This is a genomic window from Citrobacter sp. FDAARGOS_156, assembly GCF_001559235.2.
GTDB classification, from domain to species: Bacteria; Pseudomonadota; Gammaproteobacteria; order Enterobacterales; family Enterobacteriaceae; genus Citrobacter; species Citrobacter youngae.
Genome location: NZ_CP014030.2, coordinates 179,374 through 199,941, shown reverse-complemented (window position 1 = coordinate 199,941; position 20,568 = coordinate 179,374). Strand labels below are relative to the sequence as shown.

Here is a 20,568-nt window from a genome sequence, read left to right as displayed (position 1 = left end):
CCGGAGGCCGTATGTTTGCCGATATGAAAAGCATGGTGGCGAAAGCCTGGCGCGAGCAGTACGCGCTGCTGGCCATCAACTGTATGAACCTGGAAAGCGCCCGCGCGGCGGTTCGGGTGGCAGAGAAACACCGTGCGCCCATCATTCTGAATCTGTATCAGGGGCATCTGGAGCATTTTCCGGCCCCGATAGCCGCTGCGGTCGTCAAAACGCTGGCAGAGGAAGCCTCAGTACCGGTCGCGCTGGCGCTGGATCATGGAAAGGATCCTGTACGCATTCGTCAGGCTTTTCGCGCCGGATTCAGCGGGCTAATGATCGATGCCTCCGCCTTTGCGCTGGAGGAGAATATTCGCCAGACCCGTGCAGTGGTTGAGCTCGCAGCCAGCGTTTCTCTGTGCGTGGAAGGCGAGCTGGGCCATCTGGCCGATGCTCCGCGCTATGACCATGCCGCTAACGCTGATTTGATGACTCAGGCCGCCGATGTGGAACCCTTTATCCAACAGACCGGGATCGATTTGCTGGCGGTGTCGGTGGGTACGGCGCACGGCATGTACGCGCAGGGCGTTACGCCAGCCATTGATTTCCAGCGGCTGGAGGAAATTGCCCGGTTATCAACGGTACCTCTGGCGCTGCATGGCGGCAGCGGGACGCCGTTTGATCAGCTACAGCGCTGTCCGATGTTTGGCGTCGCCAAGATAAACGTTGGCGCAGCGGTTTTCGAAGCCGGAAAGGCTGCGCTGCTGCATACCCTGTGTCGTGACACATCCGGTGAACTTGTTGATGCCCTGACCCTGATGGAGCAGGCCTGCGAGGAAGCCATTATTCCGTACCTGCAGGCCAGCGGCGCTATCGGCAAAGCCTGATTCATTTTCTGTAACGCCTTCTATGCCTCTGCGATGACGCACTGGCAGGGCTTTCTACACCCTGAAACTGGAGAATTAACATGTTAGTTTCGATGAAAGAATTACTGCAACCTACCCGTCAGCACGGTTTTGCCATCGGCGCATTCAACGTGGCAGACAGCTGCTTTGTACGTGCAGTTGTGGAAGAAGCGGAAGCGACCAACACCCCGGCGATTATCTCCATTCACCCCAGCGAACATGATTTTGTCGGCGATGCGTTTTTTAGCTACGTCCGTGATATCACGATGCGTAGCCCAGTGCCGTTTACTCTGCATCTGGACCACGGCGCTTCGGTTGAGCATGTTCTGCGGGCGATTCAGTGTGGGTTTACCTCGGTGATGATTGATGGCTCGCTGCTGCCGTATGAAGAGAACGTGGCGCTGACCCGCGAAGTGGTCAAGCTGGCGCATGCGGTAGGTGTTTCTGTGGAAGGGGAGTTGGGTACGATTGGTCAGACCGGGACGTCAGTGGAAGGCGGCGTGTCGAAGGTTACTTATACCGATCCTGCTCAGGCAGAGGATTTTATCGCCCGAACCGGTGCAGACACGCTGGCGGTGGCGATTGGAACCGCGCACGGGATCTACCCGAAAGGGATGCAGCCAGAGCTGCAAATGAACATCCTGCGCGACATCGCCGGGCGTGTGGATATTCCGCTGGTGCTGCACGGTGGTTCCGCGAACCCGGATGCGGAAATTGCCGAATCCGTGACGCTGGGTGTTGGCAAAATCAACATTTCCAGCGATATGAAATACGCCTACTTCCAGAAAGTCCGCGAAATCCTGGCGAAAGAAACCTGGTGGGACCCGAACGTAATCTACCCAGAAGCCATTAGCGCCGCGCGGGACGTGATCCGCCACAAAATGAAACTGTTCGGCTCAACCGGCAAAGCATCACTTTACTAACGGCATGCAGGCGGGGCGACCCGCCTCTTTCGCAACAAGGAAAAGTGGAATGAAGCGTTCACATATTAATTATGCCGTTGATAAGGCGCATGCAATTGCCGAGACTTTTAGGGTTTGTCTGCCTGACTTTGCGTATTTTACGGCTGACGTCTGGCGACAACAGGATCAATCTCTGTGGCGTGAAGTGTGCGATCTCCAGCTGGGCTGGGATATTACCGACTTTGGGCGTGGAGATTTTGCGCAAACGGGACTGACGTTACTGACGTTGCGCAATGGTCTGCCAGGCTCAGCTAATTACCCCAAACCGTACGCCGAAAAGATGCTGCAAATTCAGCAGGATCAGCAAACGCCATGGCATTTTCATCGCCATAAAATGGAAGATATCGTGAATCGCGGCGGGGGTGACTTATGTATGCAGCTGGCATGGGCCACGCCTGATGACGGGTATGACGCACGGCGTATTGTTGAAGTTAGCGTCGATGGTCAGCGGCGTACCGTTGACGCTGGCGAGACGCTGGTATTGAAACCGGGACAGGGGGTGTGCCTGCCGCCGCGCTTGTATCATCGCTTTTGGGCGGAGAAGGCGTTCGTGCTGGGCTGGGAAATCTCGATGGTCAATGACGACCTGCATGACAACCACTTTCTGGAACCAGGCGGTCGCTTCCCGGCGATTGAAGAGGATGAGCCGGTGAAGTGGCTGTTGTGCAGTGAATATATTCGTTTATGAGCGTGAGTAGGCCCGGTAAACGAAGCGCCACCGGGCAATAAATTATTGCGCAGGTGGTGGTGCTGTGACTTCACTCCCTGAAACCACGCCCGCCTGCATGGTCTGCGTGACCTGCTGTGTCTCCGCGTTCACCGCATGCAGTTGGCCGCTGACCGTTGGCTTGAGCGGCGCATCGGCCTGAATATTGCCGCTGGCGGTAAGCTGAATATTACCATCGCCGGAAAGCGGCAATGCGGGCCAGCCCCACTGCTGCAGGATCGTCATTGGCACGCCGCGTCCGTTCAGGCTGATCTGAGCCTGGCGCTGAGGTAACTGCGAAATGCTGGCGGTGGCCTCCAGCAGCCCTTTTTCCGTATAGGCGCTCAGTTCGCTGATATTGATGGTGCTGTTGTTCGCCGTCAGCGCCAGCGAAGGACGACGTACATCCGTACGGTTAAAGGTAGCAGCAGCGGCGTTGAGGGTGGTGCTCCCGCTCCATATCCCCCACTGATTGTTCTGTACCAGCCCGAGGTTAGCGCCGTAACCGTCAAGCGCGGTGAGCTGCCACGGGAAACTCGGGTCGATATCAATTACCAGATTGCGGCTGGCGCTGAATTTCTTCAGCGTCAGGCTGTTTAGCCATGTTGGCAGAGGTTTCATCCACTGCTGCTTCCAGTTTTCCGGCAGCGTATATTCCAGACCGGCAATAGCGGCATCATCGAGGACCAGCGCTTTGTTGCTGCGTAGCCAGTTTCCGGATGTTCTGACCATACCGCCTTCCCAGCGGGTGGTGAACTGGCGCAGCGCAATGCCCTGTGGTGAGAACTCGGCGTTCAGAATCGGATCGAAGAAGTGCAGAGAGCCGTAGATAAACTCGCTGGCGTTCATCGACAATTTTCCTTCCTGAGTTTGCCAGTCGTCCTTGCTGAAGGTCATGTTGCGCAAGCTCAGATCGAGATCCGTCACCGCCCAATCGGGGCCTTGCAGACGGGCATCCGTTACTTCCAGACGACCAATTTGCAGGGAAGGAATGGTGCTTAACGGGGCAAAAAAGTCGGCCAGCGATTTGTCGCTTTGCAGCCGGATATCGTTCAGGCGCAGATTCTCCACTACCCAGCTCCCGTCGGCATTGCGTTGCGCTACGCCGGTTAATGCTCCACGCGCCACGTCTGCGCCAATATTGCTAAGCGTCACCCGGTCATGGTCAATGCTGCCTTCAATCAAGACGTTGGTGGTCGGGACATCGTTGAGCGTCAACGAACTGGCGCTGAGCTGAATTTGCGCTTTGCTGCCGAGAATTTTACCTGCCTCAGGGCTCCAGGGAATGATGCCACCGTTAACGCGCTGTGCGCTCAGGGTCCATTCGCTACCGGGGCTGTTAAGCGCCATATCCTGCAACTGCAGGCGATCGGCCTGGAATGGCAATGGCGCGGTTTGCTGGGACAGATTTAGCGTGCCGTTTTGCAACAAAATGGTGTCTACGTGCAGCGGGTCTGTGATTTGTCGGCTACTGAGTCCAATATCGACCGTTTTGGCGACCAGCGTGGCGGGCTGACCATCCCGGCCAAAGGTGACGTTTTCCAGCAGAATATGGGAAGGGGAAGAAAACCGGTGATCGATGGCATTAAAGGCCAGATGGTAGCTGCTGTTCTGTGAAACCCAGGCGCTGACGTGCTCTGCGCCCCAACGGGTTTGCAGTAGAAAATAAAGGCCGAGGATCGCCACTGCAAGGGCGATCAGCACGTAAAGAAGCAGCTTTCCAATAAATTTCATGGTCTTCCATCCCGCGAAGTGCACATAGTCAAGTTATGCACGATTTAGGCGCAATGCTCAAGGCGGGAATGGTGAAAGAGCGTTACAGCGGCGTTGATTCAGAACCAACGCCGCATTTTGCTTATTGCTTCTCAGGCGGGAAAATCAGGTTCAGAACAATAGCGGTAATACCGCCAGCAGCAATGCCGGAAGAGAGCAGGTTTTTCACCCAGTCCGGGGCGAACTGCAGGATCAGCGGTTGCTGGGAGACGCCGAGACCAACAGCCAGCGACAGCGCGATAATCAGAATTGCGCGACGGTTCAGCGGCTCGCGGGACACGATACGCACGCCGGATGCGGCGATAGTACCGAACATTACCAGCGTTGCCCCGCCGAGTACTGGCTCAGGAATATGTTGTACAAAACCGCTGACCGCCGGGAACAGGCCCAGCGCGATTAACATCAGCGCCACCACAAAACCGACGTAGCGGCTGGCAACGCCCGTTAACTGAATAACCCCGTTGTTCTGACCAAAACAGGAGTTCGGGAAGGTGTTGAACACAGCGGAAACAAACGAGTTCAGACCGTTCGCCAGCACGCCGCCTTTCAGGCGTTTCATATACAGCGGACCAGAAACCGGCTGCTCGGAGACATCGGAGGTGGCCGTAATATCGCCGATGGTTTCCAGCGAGGTGATCATAAAGACCAGCATCAGCGGCAGCAGTAAGCTCCAGTCAATGCCCAGGCCATAATAGAGCGGCGTCGGCACCATCAGCAGATCCTGACTAACCGGCGCGGTATTTTGCGGCAGCATATCCATAAACCAGGCCAGCAGATAACCCGCCGCCATTGCAATCACCAGTGACGCAACGCGCAGGTACGGGTTGCGCTGGCGGTTAAGCAGGATGATTAGTGCCAGCACCACGCCTGCCAACAGTAAATTCTTCGGTGCACCAAAGGTGTTGTCGCTCATTGCGGCATAGCCACCACCAATCGATGTCAGACCCACCTGAATCAGCGACAGGCCGATAATCATCACCACCACGCCTGAGACCAATGGGGTAATGATCCGCCGCGCCAGATGCAGTACGCGTGAGATAACCATCTCGGTGCAGCTTGCCAGCATCAGCGTACCGAACAGCGCCGCCATCATGGTTGGGACATCTGCGCCACCGGTTTTTAGCGCCGTACCGCCCATAATCAGTGGCGCAACAAAGTTAAAGCTGGTGCCCTGAATGGATAGCAGCCCTGAGCCTACCGGCCCCCAGGCTTTGATCTGAATGATAGAAGCTACGCCGGAGGCGAACAGCGACATACTGATAATGTGTTGAGTATCCTGAGCCGGTAAACCAAGCGCCTGGCAAATTAACAGAGCGGGAGTAATTACCGCGACGAACATGGCCAGCAGATGCTGACAAGCGGCAAACAAGGTCTGGGCTAACGGGGGGCGATCTTCAAGACGGTAAATCAGTTCACTGTTGTGAGCCTGCGCAACCGGTTGCGCATTTGTTGACTCTACGGCGTTAACGGACATCAGAGGCAATCCCATGGTGGAAAAGCGGTGATTTTATCTGACCAAGGCAGAAAAGCAAACGTTTGCTAGCAGGTATTCTTAATATTTAAAACGGATAAACAAACATTTTTATATAACTTTTCATCATTTTCTGCTTAAAATCCACCCCGAAAACTCAATAAGAGCTAAAAATCGGTCTGGAATGCATCGTGCGTGATTGTGCTAAACGCACTAATGGAGCTGTAAATGTTTTATCTCGATACGTTATCAACACTGGTTGCGGCAACCCTGGTGTTGCTGCTGGGACGTAAGCTCGTCCAGTCTGTTTCCTTCCTGAAAAAATACACGATCCCTGAACCCGTTGCGGGCGGCCTGCTGGTGGCGATTGCGCTGCTGGTGCTGAAAAAAAGCATGGGCTGGGAAGTGAACTTCGACATGACCCTGCGTGATCCGTTGATGCTGGCCTTCTTCGCCACCATCGGCCTGAACGCCAATATCGCCAGCCTGCGCGCTGGTGGCCGTGTGGTGGGTATCTTTCTGATTGTGGTTGTTGGCCTGCTGCTTATGCAAAACGCCATCGGTATTGGTATGGCGACCCTGCTGGGCCTGGACCCGCTGATGGGTCTGATCGCTGGCTCGATCACCCTCTCTGGTGGACACGGAACCGGGGCCGCGTGGAGCAAGCTGTTTATTGAACGTTATGGCTTCACCAATGCGACTGAAGTGGCGATGGCTTGCGCAACGTTTGGCCTGGTGCTGGGCGGCTTGATTGGTGGTCCTGTTGCGCGCTATCTGGTCAAACACTCCACCACGCCAGATGGCATGCCGGACGATCAGGCTGTGCCGACCGCATTTGAAAAGCCGGACGTTGGGCGCATGATCACCTCACTGGTGCTGATTGAAACCATCGCGCTGATCGCTATCTGTCTGACGGTGGGTAAAATCGTTGCGCAAATGCTGGTTGGAACGGTGCTGGAACTGCCGACCTTCGTTTGCGTGCTGTTTGTTGGGGTGATCCTCAGCAATGGTCTGGCGCTACTGGGCTTTTACCGGGTGTTCGAACGTGCGGTTTCTGTGCTGGGTAACGTTAGTCTGTCACTGTTCCTGGCGATGGCGCTGATGAGCCTGAAGCTATGGGAACTGGCTTCTCTGGCCTTGCCGATGCTGGCAATCCTGGTTGTGCAGACCATTTTCATGGCGCTGTATGCGATATTCGTTACCTGGCGCATGATGGGTAAGAACTACGATGCCGCTGTGCTGGCTGCCGGACACTGCGGTTTTGGCCTCGGCGCGACGCCGACGGCGATTGCCAACATGCAGGCAATTACCGAACGTTTTGGACCATCCCATATGGCGTTTCTGGTGGTGCCGATGGTGGGCGCGTTCTTTATCGATATCGTCAACGCGCTGGTGATTAAGCTGTATCTGCTGTTGCCGATTTTCGCGCAATAACGGCTGTGCGGCGGGGTAACATCCGCCGCCGCTATGAATCGACTATGCGTTGGAGTAGCGTTCGGTTTCCGGCATCCAGCGCTCTATTAGCGCCACGGCCTGTTGCGGATAGCGTTCGTGAATATGGCGAGCAATGCGCTGAACTTCCGGGATAATCGCCTGATCACGCAGTAAATCTGCGACCTTGAATTCTGCCGTTCCGGTCTGCCGAGTACCTAACAGCTCGCCGGGGCCGCGGATCTCTAAATCTTTTTGCGCAATAACGAATCCGTCGTTGCTGTCGCGCAGAACCTGCAGGCGTTTTTGCGCAGTTTTTGACAGCGGTGATTTGTAGAGCAGGACGCAGTGGGAGGCCACCGCGCCACGACCTACGCGGCCACGTAGCTGATGCAGCTGGGCCAGGCCCAGGCGCTCCGGGTTTTCAATAATCATCAGGCTGGCGTTTGGCACGTCCACGCCCACTTCAATCACCGTGGTGGCAACCAACAGATGCAGTTCACCCTGCTTAAAGGCCGCCATTACTGACTGCTTCTCGGCGGGCTTCATACGGCCGTGTACCAGGCCAATATTGAGTTCTGGCAGCGCAATTTTAAGCTCTTCCCACGTCGCTTCTGCTGCCTGAACTTCTAACAGATCAGACTCTTCAATCAGCGTACAGACCCAGTATGCCTGACGCCCCTCGTGGGTACAGGCGTTGCGCACGCGATCAATGATGTCGCTGCGGCGGGTATCCGGAATCGCCACCGTGGTGACCGGGGTGCGTCCCGGTGGGAGTTCATCAATTACTGAGGTGTCGAGATCGGCATAGGCGGTCATCGCCAGGGTGCGCGGAATCGGCGTGGCGGTCATGATGAGCTGGTGCGGGTGGAAACCCTGCTGCTGACCTTTTTCCCACAGCGCCAGACGTTGATGCACCCCGAAGCGGTGCTGTTCGTCGATGATAACCAGTGCCAGACCGTTGAACTGAACCTGTTCCTGGAAAATTGCATGAGTACCGACAATCATCTGCACCTGACCGCTGGCGATAGCTTCCTGCTGCGCCTGGCGCGCTTTGCCTTTCTGTTTACCTGCCAGCCAGCCTACTTCAACGCCCAGCGGCGCGAACCAGTTACGGAAGTTATTCGCATGCTGTTCAGCCAGCAGTTCGGTGGGAGCCATTAGCGCTACCTGCTTACCATGTGCGATAGCGCGCAGGGCGGCTAACGCCGCAACCAGCGTTTTACCGGAGCCGACATCGCCCTGCACCAGGCGCATCATCGGCACATCCAGCGCCATGTCGCGTTCTATCTCCGCGGTGACGCGGGCTTGCGCGCCAGTAGGTTTGAACGGCAATGCTGCCAACAGCTTATCTTTTAGCGCGTTGTTAGCACTTAACGGCTGGGCGTGAAAACGCTGTGCCCCGGCGCGTAGTGCCAGCATGCTGAGATTATGCGCCAGCAGTTCTTCGAGAATCAGACGTCGCTGCGCCGGATGTTGTCCTGTTTCCAGATCGCTGAGTTGCAGCGACGGTGGGGGGCGGTGCAACGTGCGCAGTGCTTCGGGCAGGCTCATCATGCCCTGTAACAGCTCTGGTGGCAGCAGTTCGGCAATGGCGCAGGTATCGAGCAAATCCAGTGCCTGATCGGTCAGCTTGCGCAGCGTGGCCTGCTTCACGCCTTCGGTAGTCGGATAAACAGGGGTTAGCGTTTCCTGTAATTCCGGCGTGCTGAGATCGCCCTGCACACGGTATTCCGGGTGGATCATCTCTGCGCCGTATTTCCCGCGTTTGGCTTCACCGTAGGCCAGCACCCGGCGACCGGTGGCGAGGCTGTTTTTCATTGCTGCGCTGAAGTTGAAAAAGCGCATAGTGAGAATGCCAGAGCCATCGCTGATCTGACAGGTCATCATCCGGCGGCCACCGAAGGTGATATTGCAGTTCAGCACTTCGCCTTCAACGGTGGCATAGACGCCCGGCAGCAGTTCGCCAATCGGGTACAGATGGGTACGGTCTTCGTAACGCAGGGGGAGGTGTAGCAGGAGGTCCTGTACGGTGTGCAGGCCAATTTTCGCCAGTTTACTGCTTTGCGCTGCGCCAACGCCGGTCAGAGAGTTGAGTGGGATGGCATCCAGTAAACGGCCTTTCATCGCGTTTATCTCGCAGATTGCATTGTGGCCCACCACGTTGCATCGGCTTCAATTTCGCCCTGCGTGTTTACGTGAGGGTAGGGAAGACCTTTGCGCTTAGCGACATTCGCCAGCACCGGATAACCGCCTTCAAACAGTAAGCGCTGTTGCTCGTCTTGTGGCAGCATGCTGTTTTCTCGTCGGTACATCCCAGCGTTTTGCCGCTGGCGTTGTGCTTCGTACAGAATCAGCGCGGAGGCGACCGAAACGTTCAGCGACTGCACCATGCCAGTCATGGGAATGATGATGTCCTGATCAGCCAGATCCAACGCTTCCTGAGTGATGCCGGTTTTCTCCTGGCCCATCAGGATGCAGGTGGGACGCGTGTAATCAATCTCGCGAAAATCCACGGCTTTATCTGACAGATGGGTTGCCAGGACCTGCATGCCCTGGCTTTTTAAATGTGTGACCGCATCGCCAATGGTAAGGTGAGTTTTCACCTGCACCCAACTGTTGCTGCCTGCGGCAGAAGAGGCCATGGTGCGCATACGACTACCCGGCCAGACGGCGTGGACTTCATGCACGCCGACCGCATCTGCAGTACGAATAATCGCAGAAACGTTATGAGGTTTGTGAACCTGCTCCATGCAGACGGTCAGATCGGGCTGACGACGTGCGAGCATCTCGCGGATACGTGCATAGCGCTGTTCATTCATAAGACTAGTTTCGGTTACGGGTGACTTTTATCACGTCCGGCATGACGCGAATTTTGCGCATGATATTCGCCAGGTGCACGCGATCGCGAGCGGTCAGGCGAATAAAGGCGCTATAAACGCGGCCATCTTTCTCTTCCGTATTCAGACTTTGAATATTGGAGGTGGTCGTGTTGATTGCCGCCGTCAGGTTCGCCAGAGCACCCTGGTGGTTAAACATATCCACCTTAATCTCGGTGATGAATTCCTGCTCCGTCTCTTTATCCCATTCCACCGCCATAAATTTCTCTGGCTCTTTCTGGTAGCCACGAATATTACGGCAGGACTCATGGTGGATCACCAGACCTTTACCCGGACTGACGTGGGCAATGATGGGATCGCCTGGAATTGGACGGCAGCATTTCGCGAAGGTGATCAGCACGCCGTCTGCGCCTTTGATCGGCAGATGGCCATGGCCAGATTGCGCTGGCACGTTTGCCGTTGCTTCGCCCTGCTGGAGGTTTTTCGCAACCACCACGCTCATGGCGTTACCCAGACCGATTTCTGCGAGCAGATCGTCAAGCGTGGCGAGCTTCATGCGCTCAAGCTCACGCTGGATGCTCTCTGGCGGGATCTCAGCCAGTTTACGGCTACCGCCCAGTGCATGGTTGAGCAGTCGACGACCCAGACTCACGGAATCATCGCGCTTGAGGTTTTTCAGCAACTGGCGAATTTTGGCGCGCGCTTTCGAACTGACGACGAAGTTGAGCCATGCTGCATTCGGGCGCGCACCCGGGGCGGTAATAATCTCAACTGTCTGACCGCTAAAGAGCGGTTGTGAAAGCGGGTAAGGCTGTCTGTCGACGCGCGCGCCGACGCAGGCGTGACCGATATCGGTATGCACGGCGTAGGCGAAGTCGACAGGCGTTGCACCGGCAGGCAGTTCAACAATGCGCCCTTCCGGTGTGAAAACATAAATCTCATCCGGGAAGAGATCAGATTTGACGCTTTCAATAAATTCAAATGAGCTACCGGCGCTCTGCTGCAGTTCCAGCAGGCTTTGCATCCAGCGCTGAGCGCGGATTTGTGCGGTGGTGCTGCTTTCGCCGCCGTGTTCTTTGTAAGCCCAGTGCGCTGCGACACCCATCTCTGCCATCTGGTCCATGTCTTCAGTACGAATCTGTACTTCAACCGGAACGCCGTGAGGGCCGATCATTGAGGTGTGCAAAGACTGATATCCGTTCGCTTTTGGAATGGCGATATAGTCTTTCACGCGACCAGGACGTGGTTTGTACAGGCTATGCATCTGGCCGAGTACGCGATAGCAGGTATCGGAATCATGAACGATAACGCGAAAAGCGTAGATATCCATGATGGAGTGAAAACGCTGCTCTTTGAGCACCATTTTGCAGTAGATAGAGTACAGGTGCTTCTCACGCCCACTTACGCGACACGGAATGCCTGCCTCCTGCAAACGCCCTTCGATTTCCGAGAGGATTTTTTGGATCATCTCTTTACGGTTGCCGCGAGCGGCTTTAACCACTTCTTTAATCACGCGATAGCGGTTCGGGTACAGTGCTTCAAAACCCAGCTCTTCCAGCTCGGTTTTAATGTGATGAATACCTAAACGGTGTGCCAGCGGACTATAGATTTCGAGGGTTTCACGGGCGATGCGGCGACGCTTGTCCGGGCGTAATGAGCCCAGCGTGCGCATATTGTGGGTACGGTCAGCAAGTTTGATGAGAATGACGCGGATATCCTGCACCATCGCCATAATCATCTTGCGAAAGTTTTCAGCTTGCGCCTCTTTCTTATCGCGAAACTTAAGCTTATCAAGCTTCGATACCCCCTCTACCAGCTCTGCAACGCTTTTACCAAAAAGCTGCTCCATGTCCTGGTAGGTGGCTGGGGTATCTTCAATCACGTCATGCAGCAGCGCAGCCATCAGCGTTTCGTAGTCGAGTTTCATCTCGGCCAGAATGCAGGCTACCGCTACCGGGTGCGTGATATAGGGTTCACCGCTTGAACGTGTCTGGCCCTCGTGAGCGTCACGTGCAACGAGATACGCCTGCCGAAGACGCTTAATCTGGTCTTCCGGCAGGTAGTTTTGAATCAGTTGATTCAGGCTTTCAAACAGATACAAGGGCGACCCGCTTTGTGATTAACGACGACCTTCAGCAATAGCGGTAACGGCTTGTAATTCAGCGGCTTCCTGCTCTTGCTGTTCCTGGCGCTCACGCACGTCGAGGATCTGGTTGTTGATCAGACCTTCTTCGATTTCGCGCAGCGCGATAACGGTAGTTTTATCGTTTTCTTCCGGTACGAGCGGATCCTTTCCGCCTACCTGCATCTGACGAGCGCGACGCGCGGCGACCAGTACCAGGTCAAAACGGTTACCAATTTTCTCTACAGCGTCCTGAACAGTTACGCGTGCCATACTTAAAATGCTCCACAGGTGAAGAAATGACTGGGCATGATACTGAATGTGGGTTCAGTCTGCCAACAGTTTGCTGATTAAAGCGTCATGACGCTGCTTTTGGCGGCTCATGCGCAGACGTTCGGCGCGAATGATGGTTTTCAAATCGCCCAGGGCGGTATCGAAATCATCGTTCACAATAAGATAATCATATTCGGCGTAATGACTCATTTCTGCAACAGCTTGCGCCATACGTTTTGCTATCACGTCTTCGCTATCCTGACCGCGGCCACGCAGACGGCGATCCAACTCAATCTTAGATGGCGGCAAAATAAAAATACTGCGCGCATGCGGCATTTTTTGACGAATTTGCTGCGCACCTTGCCAGTCGATATCTAAAAAGACGTCTACGCCGGATGCCAATACTTGCTCAATGGTTTCACGTGAGGTGCCGTAGTAATTACCGAAAACCTCCGCGTGTTCCAGGAACGCGTCTCTGCCAATCATGGTTCTGAATTCATCATGGTTCACAAAGAAATAGTGTTCACCGTGCACTTCCCCCGGGCGCGGTGCGCGCGTGGTGTGCGAAACAGAAACCTGGGTGTCATACAACGGTTGGGTCTTTAATAAAGCCTGAATCAGGCTGGATTTACCCGCGCCACTGGGGGCAGAAACAATATAAAGCGTGCCTTGAGCCATGAGTATCTTAATGTATGTGATTGTCGAAAGAGAGCCTACATACGGGCTTATTATACACGTAGCCGCTTTGCTACGTAGCCTTTGTCACACTTTTTGCGCATGTTTATTGCGTTTTGCGTACCAGTTTCCTGTTTTATCCGCGATTTGCAGCAATACGTGCAAATGTCAGGAATGCTGCCTGCAGAGTGAATATTTGCCGCTCTGCTTCCCTTTCACTTCGCGCTATATCTGCCGGGAAATGCAGTGTTCAGCGGAGGTAGCATGGGATCATGGAAATGCATAGGGCTGGTTTTGCTGGTCTGGAATTTACCTGTATGGGCGGTTTGCCCCGTCTGGTCGCCTGCCCGGGCAAATGAGGAAATTTCACGACTACAGCAGCAGATAACACAGTGGAATGACAGTTACTGGAAACAGGGTGAAAGTGCCGTAGACGACGGCGTTTATGACCAGCTCAATGCGCAACTCATCCAATGGCAACGTTGTTTTGGCGATGAAGCCAAAACAGATCTGTCTGCGCCCCCAATAAGTGGCACCGTCTCGCACCCTGTTCCCCATACGGGAGTTCGAAAACTTGCCGATAAGCAAGCGCTACAGCAATGGATGAAAGCCCGCAGCGATCTCTGGGTACAGCCGAAGGTGGATGGCGTGGCGGTGACGCTGGTTTATCGCAATGGCAATTTGGTCCGGGCGATTAGCCGTGGTAACGGCCTGAAAGGTGAAGACTGGACGCAAAAGGTTCTTCAGATCCCTTCCGTACCCCATATCACCAAGGGACAGCTCGCTAACAGTACTCTGCAGGGTGAGATATTTTTGCAGCAGGAAGGGCATATCCAACAGCAGAGAGGGGGAATGAACGCCCGTTCAAAGGTTGCTGGAATGATGATACGCCAGAGCAATCCGGAAATGTTACGCTCGCTGGCTATTTTTATCTGGGCGTGGCCCGATGGACCGGCTGCCATGTCGGAAAGACTGGAACAACTCACTGCTGCCGGTTTTAGCTTTACGCAACATTTTACCAGGACCGTGAAGAGTGCAGATGATGTCGAGCAAGCACGCGCCAGTTGGTGGAGTTCAGCATTACCTTTTGTGACGGATGGCGTAGTTGTGCGAACGGGAAAAGAGCCGCAGGCGCGATACTGGCTCCCTGGACAGGGAGACTGGCTGGCAGCGTGGAAATATCCTCCCGTGGCCATAGTGTCTGAGGTGACGGGTATTCAGTTCTCTGTTGGCAAAAGCGGGAAAATTGCCGTTGTTGCTATGTTGAAGCCCGTCATGCTGGATGATAAGCGGGTGCAGCGCGTCAATATTGGCTCTGTCCGACGCTGGAATGAATGGGATATTGCACCTGGCGATCAGATTCTGATAAGCCTTGCCGGGCAGGGGATCCCCCGCATAGACGAAGTCGTCTGGCGCAGTACTCAACGTACTAAGCCAACGCCACCTGAGGGTCGCTTCAATTCATTAACCTGTTTTTATGCTACCCCGGAGTGTTATGCGCAGTTTGTCGCAAGGCTGGTCTGGCTGGGGGCCAAAGAGGTCTTGGGGCTCGAGGGCATCGGCGAGGCGGGATGGCGGGAGCTCCATCAGGCGTATCGCTTTGAGCATATCTTTTCCTGGCTTGGGCTAACTCAGGAACAACTACAGGCCACATTTGGTGTAAGTAAAGGGGATAAGTTATGGCATCAGTTCAACCTGTCACGCGATCTTCCGTTCACGCGCTGGCTGATTGCTATGGGAATACCGATAACACAGGCTACGCTGAATGCCAGTCAGGATGGTTCATGGCTGCAGTTACACGAGCGTAGTGAACAAAGCTGGCGGCAGCTTCCTTTTATGGGGGCGCGGCGGGCTCGGCAGGTGATGCAGTGGCTGAAGAATCGGGAGATCACCGCGCTGAGCAACTGGTTAGCTGCTCAGCGGATCACGGGCTTTATGCCTTAATGCCCTTCATGACGATAGTAAAACACCGGCAGTCCTAACTTCAGGCGCAGCGCCAGTAGTCGGGCGGTAAAGCCGAAAAGCAGGGTGGAGATAACTACTACATCGTGGCTGGAGACATAATGCTGCAGCACGATGTACAGCACGGCAGCGGCAAATGATACGCCGGCATACAGTTCTTTCTGGAACACTAACGGGATGCGTTTGCAGAACATATCGCGTAATACGCCGCCGAAAACCCCGGTAGTGACCGCAGCGACCACGGCGATAATCGGACCATGGCCCATATCCAGCGCCACCTGAGCGCCAATAATAGAAAAGACCACCAGGCCCAGCGCATCCAGGACGAGGAAGATTTTACGCAGATAGGGCATAACGGGAGCAATAATGGTGGTCAGTACCGCGGCAGTGGCTACGATAATGACGTATTCAGGGTGCTTTACCCAGCCGAGCGGATAATGGCCGAGAAGAATATCGCGTACTGAACCACCGCCAATGGCTGTCGCGGTGGCAATGATAATGACGCCAAATGTATCCATACGACGACGCCCAGCCGCAAGCGCACCGGTCATGGCTTCGGCAGTAATACCAATTAAATATAAAACGTGTAACAGCATGTATTCCCCCTGATTTGCTGGGGGCTAAGGTTAACGATTTGTGCGCACTGTCACGATTGAGATTTTCTAAGGTGAAGTGATTTTAATAACTACAGCTAATGCGAAATTGTTGTAAACACGTTATGGCATGCGCTTTGTGATATGGGTGGTGATGATAAATGATGAGAAAATATAATTCTGGTCGCATAGATGAGAACTGAAGCGTCGGGAAAGGCACGTAGCGCCGCCGTTTATTGACGGGCTACGTGAGATGGTGACTTACTCGATATTGAATCTGTTTGTTGAGTACTGTCATGTAACCATTGCTATCACTGGTTTTTATATAATCTATTTTTGTTTTGGGTACACCCTTGTGTACACCATAATGTGAGGCGCTTGCCATAACCGGTTGTTTTTTGTTCTCTGAACCTTCGGTATTAATTTACTTTCCAGAAATGTACCCCTGCCGCTTGTGTCTTCTTGCATGGGGAAAAGCTAAACGGATTTTCCCTGCTTTAACTAATGGGACAAGTTGCTTTTCTCGCAAGTTTTGAGGCGTCCTCTCCATCAGCTTCGAAATGACACTTAGTGGCATGTAATGACCGTTGCAAAGCGTCAAGATCATTTCATCCATCACTTCGTTTGAAAGCCTTTTTTTCTTTCTTGCTAATGCGGAAGCGTCCTCCAACTGCTGTCTAAGGATGGGGGAGAGGCAATCAAGATTGTCTACATAGGGATATGGAAGTTTTGACGTTATGAATCGACCAAAGGCATCTCGTTCATGCTCGCTACCTATTTCCAGTTCGTTATCCGTGATCAAATCATCGTTATCCGTGATCAAATTACCTCTATCCGTGATGATTTGCCCATCAATTAGTATTGAGTTATCTGTTGATAACGGATTTACACCAAACACTTCTTCTGGGGAAGGAAGGTCTTGCCCAGGCAGTGTGTATGATTTGTTTCTCTTCTCTCCGTGTGAGACCAATAGACCACTACTGACAAGGCGAGGAAGGGCTAGCGTTACTTCACGTGAATGGAGACTAGTAAGTTGGCAGGCGCGTTCATGATCGATCCACTTTTCGACAGCGGCAGTGATAACTATGCTGCGTTCAAGTTCATTCAGGTGATCAACTTTGTCTCCAAATTTTGCATGAAGAAGGTTGGCAATTTCCTCTGACACAAGATTACCAATTGATAGCTCAAGCAGCGTTTGCTCAGGTTCTGTTTTTTCATATAGCCGTGGGATGCGCCAGTTGGCCCATTTCCAGCCGCTAAAAATCTTAGGGATTCCTGAACCTGAACGTTCGCCAGCGCCGATAATCAAAAACATTTGATGCATAAGGCGGTTGCGGCAGTCACTTTCATACCCTTTGATTGCTTGTTCTGGTGGCACCCGCATTAGGCCAGGGTTGCGAAATCCAAACAAATCCGGTCGCTTCACGATCATGATTGAGATGCGTCCGGAATAGTCCGCATGCACTAAAGTATTTACAAGCGCTTCACGCAAAGCCGTATGGATCTGAGTGTCATCTTGTCTAATACCTTCTTTAAGCTCGAAGGGGACTTTCAGATCTGCAATTAGCTTTCGGTACGTTCGTCTGTAGAAGTCAAAAACATTGCCTGACCATGTTCCGTCCGGGCACAACCTATCAACCCACCTTCTTTCTGTTCTTGCCTCTGGTCGCTCTTGGTAATCAACGAAATAGTTCGGTGCTACATCTTGTATTGCTTCCCACGTCCCAAACATCAAGATGCCAGCTAGGGTCATGCCCTCCAGCCCAGTTTGTCTATCTTTCCTGTATCCCCCAATGCTGCGTAGGAATGCAAAATTATCTAGTTCCAACGCTGGGTGATTAGGATTTGATGCAGAGAGAAGATTTCGATAGGCATGCAGGCTATCCAAACTTATATCGTTCATATCAAAATGCTGAACAATTCGGTTGTCCCGGCTTTCTTCAACCTGTTCAGCCATCATTCTACGAACTTGCTCTTCCGAGCAACGGTGATCACCATCATGTATTCTGAACCACGTTTCAGTCATAGGTTGGTTATTAAGATACACAGGCTTTTGTTCACGTCTTGCTATCGGAATTTCAATGACAAGCACATTTTTCCCATCCAGGGTTACTGTCTGGACAGAATGATTGGTTAGGAGATTTACACTTACCTTTTTGCTATTGCCGGCGAGGTCGAAAAGCTGTTTTTTAACAGTATTGATGTCTGGTATACCTGCGACCGTAAACTCGCCTTTTCTCTCTCGAATACCCAAAACAACATACCCACCGCGGCAATTGGCCATTGAGCTGTATGTTGGCCAGAAATCATCTGGCAACTTTCCTTGCCCGTCTTTCCCTTGAGCTAATTTGAATTCAAGTTCTGAGGTTTCAGACAAAGTGCGTAGGTCAGTTAGATCAGATATTTGAAACACTGCTCCTCCATGGGAGTTTTGTGGGTATAAACTCGCCACATCTTACCCTGGTTTACCTGATAAAAAAGCGCAAGAAATTACACTGAGGTGCAAAATGGTTATGTAACTGTATGTTTATTCAGTTGTTTGGTATAGGTGGGGGGCATCTGTTACGGTAGCGACAATCCGTTATGATCCGCAATAATCCGTTATCAATCGTCTAATCAGTTATCATTCAGTTGTTATCCGTTATGAACCAGCCAGAGAGCAATCTTCAGTCGCGTTTGCTGGCGCTGGTGGAGCGAATGGAAACAGCAGCGCTGGCTGGAGGTAAGTAGGGAATCCCGCCCACCCCATATAATTAAGCGGTTGTAATCGCTATTGTTGCCGATACTATCCATGAGGGCTTAGATAATGGTCTCATCATCGCTGAACGCCTGAATGAGGCCGGTTATCAGACTAAAGCAGGCAAGGCTCGGGATAAAGACATCTACAGCCCGTGGAAGCGGCAGGGGAGCAATTCAGAAAAGTTAGAAGCGGCCATCGCTAGCAACCTTTAAGTAGAGGCACGCATGGGCAGACAACTAGAACCAACATCTTTGATAGACATGCGTTACATGATGGAAGACTCTGGAATGGGTAAAACATTTCTGTATGCAGAAATCAAAAAAGGCAATCTTCCCCAACCAATGAAGTTCGGCAGAAGCTCGCGCTGGTTGCTAAGCGATTACGAACAATGGAAGCTATCCCATAAAACCCAATAGATTAATCAACGCCGTGGCGCGGGCTTCTTCCACTGGTAGGCCGGTGCTCTCATCATATCCCGGAACTTGGTGCGCCGGACTATATCGGCGTTAACAGTGCGTTCTATTTCCCGCTGATCTGCAGGAGTAAGCTGGTGGCCGTCATGCTCAAGCTTTGCTATAGCCAGCAATCCGATCTCTCGTGGCGTCATCAATTGTCCCCATGCTGGTGGTGCCCGGTATTATATTGTCATCCATGAGATAACTCACGGTTGGCATGGTTACTCTTTTTTGGCCTAGCTGCTTACTGTCATTAACCACTGCTTAAGTGGATACCTCTTTGTTTGCGCCAGCGTTAACAAGCTAGTCCCTAGTGTGCGGCAAGATCTCATCTAGCCTGCAAGCATACTCTGCCAAGTGTGTTGGTGATAAATGCGCATATCTCTTGACCATTTCGAGACTTTCCCAACCGCCCATTTCCTGCAAAACAAATAATGGGACTCCAGCCTGAACCAACCAGCTGGCCCATGTATGCCTCAGATCGTGGAAACGGAAATCTTCAATTCTCGCCCGGGCCAGTGCCAAGCGCCATCCGTTGTTATCATCAACACGCATTCTTCTCACCGATGGGGTCATTTCTCCGTTTGGTTTTGGCTTTGCTTTCGTGTGTACAAAGACCCAGCATGGGTGATTGCCTTTTTGACGCTCAAGAATGCTACAGGCGGTCTTATTTAGAGCTATGCCGATCGCTTTGCCTGTTTTGGAGTTTTCCGCAGTTATCCATGCAACACTTCGTGCTAGATCGACTTGCTTCCATTCCATATTGATGATGTTCGAACGCCTTAGCCCAGTTGCCAACGCAAATTCGACAACTGATTTTAAGGGCTCATTGCAGACTTCGATTAACCTCTGTGCTTCATGTGGTAGCAACCAACGAACGCGGTTGTTTTTAACAGGATACAGGCGGATGTAGGGTACATTTGTAATCCATTTCCACTCAAAAAACGCTTTCCTCAACATGGCCTTAAGAAATGCCAAATGAGTGTTTTTAGTCGCGGTAGCTACTTTGCGGGGGATAAACAATGGAGTGGGTAACTTTGCCAATTTCATGGCCGCAATACTGTTCTTTATGTTTTCTGTATGCCGGCGATTAGTCATATTTTCAATTGCGTTGTAGATTTTATCCTCCGTAATCTCATCAAGCGTTTTACCTGCAAAGCTCTCCATCCAGAAGGCAATCCGGCTCTTATCGTCCCGAAGCGTTTTCTTCTCTGCCTTTTCCTTAATCCATCTTGCGCAAGCATCCTCGAAAGTGGCTATGTGAAAGCCGCCTAAGTTAGCAATCCTCCAGGACTCGTATTTCAGTTTGTCATGGAGTTCTTCCGCTAGCTTTTTATCTGAGGTTTTTAGTGATCTCCTCCTCCTTTTCCCATCAGGAGTCTGATAGTCGCAATACCATATATTTCCTCTTCGAAAGATCGGCATAAGTAACCTCACAGTCATAAAGGTGATGGGGCGGATTAAGGCGACCAGTAAGCCCATGCTTACCACTTAAGAATGTTAACCAGCGCCTATCGTTAGTTAATGCCAATTAACAAAAATACGCTTTCCACAAGTGCGGTTTCATAAGATAGTTATACATATATCTAGTGCCACTTTTTTATAAAAAGTGACCCTATGCATTCTGCCTCATAGTGCCACTTTTAAAAAAAGTGACCCTATGCAGTTTCAACATAGGGTCACT

16 protein-coding genes and 1 pseudogene are annotated in these 20,568 nt (G+C 52.6%); 6 read left to right on the top strand and 11 right to left on the bottom strand.

The window, feature by feature from the left end:
* Positions 1–11 precede the first annotated feature (11 nt).
* The 3 genes from AL515_RS00990 to AL515_RS00980 all read left to right on the top strand — a co-directional run bounded on the left by AL515_RS00990 (position 12) and on the right by AL515_RS00980 (position 2,531).
* Positions 12–863: a class II fructose-bisphosphate aldolase gene (locus AL515_RS00990; protein ID WP_061066862.1), complete on the top strand. Its 852-nt coding sequence runs from the start codon at positions 12–14 to the stop codon at positions 861–863.
* 80 nt (positions 864–943) lie between these two features.
* Positions 944–1,804 carry a ketose-bisphosphate aldolase gene (locus AL515_RS00985; protein ID WP_003827236.1) on the top strand — a complete coding sequence of 287 codons (861 nt, stop codon included), beginning with the start codon at positions 944–946 and terminating at the stop codon, positions 1,802–1,804.
* Positions 1,805–1,853: 49 nt separating this feature from the next.
* The gene (locus AL515_RS00980; protein WP_061066861.1) at positions 1,854–2,531 is read left to right on the top strand and encodes a D-lyxose/D-mannose family sugar isomerase; all 678 of its coding nucleotides are present in this window, start codon (positions 1,854–1,856) and stop codon (positions 2,529–2,531) included.
* Between the two features lie 42 nt (positions 2,532–2,573).
* On the opposite strand, the gene AL515_RS00975 is transcribed toward AL515_RS00980, so the two are convergent.
* The gene (locus tag AL515_RS00975) at positions 2,574–4,283 is read right to left on the bottom strand and encodes an AsmA family protein (RefSeq protein WP_061066860.1); all 1,710 of its coding nucleotides are present in this window, start codon (positions 4,281–4,283) and stop codon (positions 2,574–2,576) included.
* A 121-nt stretch (positions 4,284–4,404) separates the two neighbouring features.
* Complete coding sequence (gene xanP, locus AL515_RS00970) at positions 4,405–5,796, bottom strand: xanthine/proton symporter XanP (protein ID WP_061066859.1); 1,392 nt, start codon at positions 5,794–5,796, stop codon at positions 4,405–4,407.
* A gap of 225 nt (positions 5,797–6,021) precedes the next feature.
* Between xanP and gltS the strand changes: the two genes are divergently transcribed.
* Entirely contained in the window at positions 6,022–7,227 is a 1,206-nt protein-coding gene (gene gltS / locus AL515_RS00965; RefSeq protein WP_003024029.1) for a sodium/glutamate symporter, read from the top strand.
* 42 nt (positions 7,228–7,269) lie between these two features.
* On the opposite strand, the gene recG is transcribed toward gltS, so the two are convergent.
* Genes recG through gmk form a run of 5 tightly spaced genes read right to left on the bottom strand, consistent with a single transcriptional unit; the run spans position 7,270 to position 13,137 of the window.
* On the bottom strand, positions 7,270–9,351 hold the full coding sequence (recG, locus tag AL515_RS00960; RefSeq protein WP_061066858.1) for an ATP-dependent DNA helicase RecG: 2,082 nt from the start codon (positions 9,349–9,351) through the stop codon (positions 7,270–7,272).
* 5 nt (positions 9,352–9,356) lie between these two features.
* On the bottom strand, positions 9,357–10,046 hold the full coding sequence (gene trmH / locus AL515_RS00955) for a tRNA (guanosine(18)-2'-O)-methyltransferase TrmH (protein WP_061066857.1): 690 nt from the start codon (positions 10,044–10,046) through the stop codon (positions 9,357–9,359).
* 4 nt (positions 10,047–10,050) lie between these two features.
* On the bottom strand, positions 10,051–12,165 hold the full coding sequence (gene spoT / locus AL515_RS00950; RefSeq protein WP_003024038.1) for a bifunctional GTP diphosphokinase/guanosine-3',5'-bis pyrophosphate 3'-pyrophosphohydrolase: 2,115 nt from the start codon (positions 12,163–12,165) through the stop codon (positions 10,051–10,053).
* Positions 12,166–12,183: 18 nt separating this feature from the next.
* Positions 12,184–12,459: a DNA-directed RNA polymerase subunit omega gene (gene rpoZ, locus AL515_RS00945; RefSeq protein WP_000135058.1), complete on the bottom strand. Its 276-nt coding sequence runs from the start codon at positions 12,457–12,459 to the stop codon at positions 12,184–12,186.
* A 54-nt stretch (positions 12,460–12,513) separates the two neighbouring features.
* Positions 12,514–13,137 carry a guanylate kinase gene (gmk, locus tag AL515_RS00940; protein ID WP_019078035.1) on the bottom strand — a complete coding sequence of 208 codons (624 nt, stop codon included), beginning with the start codon at positions 13,135–13,137 and terminating at the stop codon, positions 12,514–12,516.
* 261 nt (positions 13,138–13,398) lie between these two features.
* Here gmk and ligB point away from each other — a divergent pair, with 261 nt between their 5' ends.
* Positions 13,399–15,078 carry an NAD-dependent DNA ligase LigB gene (ligB, locus tag AL515_RS00935; RefSeq protein ID WP_061066856.1) on the top strand — a complete coding sequence of 560 codons (1,680 nt, stop codon included), beginning with the start codon at positions 13,399–13,401 and terminating at the stop codon, positions 15,076–15,078.
* Here ligB and AL515_RS00930 read toward each other — a convergent pair.
* Entirely contained in the window at positions 15,075–15,692 is a 618-nt protein-coding gene (locus AL515_RS00930) for a trimeric intracellular cation channel family protein (RefSeq protein ID WP_003024049.1), read from the bottom strand. The genes ligB and AL515_RS00930 overlap by 4 nt on opposite strands.
* Positions 15,693–16,113: 421 nt before the next feature.
* The gene (locus tag AL515_RS00925; RefSeq protein ID WP_061066855.1) at positions 16,114–18,102 is read right to left on the bottom strand and encodes an RNA-binding domain-containing protein; all 1,989 of its coding nucleotides are present in this window, start codon (positions 18,100–18,102) and stop codon (positions 16,114–16,116) included.
* Between the two features lie 230 nt (positions 18,103–18,332).
* Here AL515_RS00925 and AL515_RS23730 point away from each other — a divergent pair.
* Positions 18,333–18,641, top strand: a pseudogene (locus tag AL515_RS23730) (hypothetical protein); the annotation flags it as partial.
* 209 nt (positions 18,642–18,850) lie between these two features.
* On the opposite strand, the gene AL515_RS23725 reads toward AL515_RS23730, so the two are convergent.
* A complete protein-coding gene (locus AL515_RS23725; RefSeq protein ID WP_061066854.1) occupies positions 18,851–19,036 on the bottom strand; it encodes a hypothetical protein in 186 nt (61 codons plus the stop codon).
* Between the two features lie 151 nt (positions 19,037–19,187).
* Positions 19,188–20,309: a tyrosine-type recombinase/integrase gene (locus AL515_RS00905; RefSeq protein WP_061068782.1), complete on the bottom strand. Its 1,122-nt coding sequence runs from the start codon at positions 20,307–20,309 to the stop codon at positions 19,188–19,190.
* Between the last annotated feature and the right edge of the window lie 259 nt (positions 20,310–20,568).

Bases quoted from the DNA above. Each gene is read 5' to 3' on its own strand.
- AL515_RS00990 (WP_061066862.1), top strand. From the start codon at position 12: ATGTTTGCCGATATGAAAAGCATGGTGGCGAAAGCCTGGCGCGAGCAG.
- AL515_RS00985 (WP_003827236.1), top strand. From the start codon at position 944: ATGTTAGTTTCGATGAAAGAATTACTGCAACCTACCCGTCAGCACGGT.
- AL515_RS00980 (WP_061066861.1), top strand. From the start codon at position 1,854: ATGAAGCGTTCACATATTAATTATGCCGTTGATAAGGCGCATGCAATT.
- AL515_RS00975 (WP_061066860.1), bottom strand. From the start codon at position 4,283: ATGAAATTTATTGGAAAGCTGCTTCTTTACGTGCTGATCGCCCTTGCA.
- xanP (WP_061066859.1), bottom strand. From the start codon at position 5,796: ATGTCCGTTAACGCCGTAGAGTCAACAAATGCGCAACCGGTTGCGCAG.
- gltS (WP_003024029.1), top strand. From the start codon at position 6,022: ATGTTTTATCTCGATACGTTATCAACACTGGTTGCGGCAACCCTGGTG.
- recG (WP_061066858.1), bottom strand. From the start codon at position 9,351: ATGAAAGGCCGTTTACTGGATGCCATCCCACTCAACTCTCTGACCGGC.
- trmH (WP_061066857.1), bottom strand. From the start codon at position 10,046: ATGAATGAACAGCGCTATGCACGTATCCGCGAGATGCTCGCACGTCGT.
- rpoZ (WP_000135058.1), bottom strand. From the start codon at position 12,459: ATGGCACGCGTAACTGTTCAGGACGCTGTAGAGAAAATTGGTAACCGT.
- gmk (WP_019078035.1), bottom strand. From the start codon at position 13,137: ATGGCTCAAGGCACGCTTTATATTGTTTCTGCCCCCAGTGGCGCGGGT.
- ligB (WP_061066856.1), top strand. From the start codon at position 13,399: ATGGGATCATGGAAATGCATAGGGCTGGTTTTGCTGGTCTGGAATTTA.
- AL515_RS00930 (WP_003024049.1), bottom strand. From the start codon at position 15,692: ATGCTGTTACACGTTTTATATTTAATTGGTATTACTGCCGAAGCCATG.
- AL515_RS23725 (WP_061066854.1), bottom strand. From the start codon at position 19,036: ATGACGCCACGAGAGATCGGATTGCTGGCTATAGCAAAGCTTGAGCAT.
- AL515_RS00905 (WP_061068782.1), bottom strand. From the start codon at position 20,309: ATGCCGATCTTTCGAAGAGGAAATATATGGTATTGCGACTATCAGACT.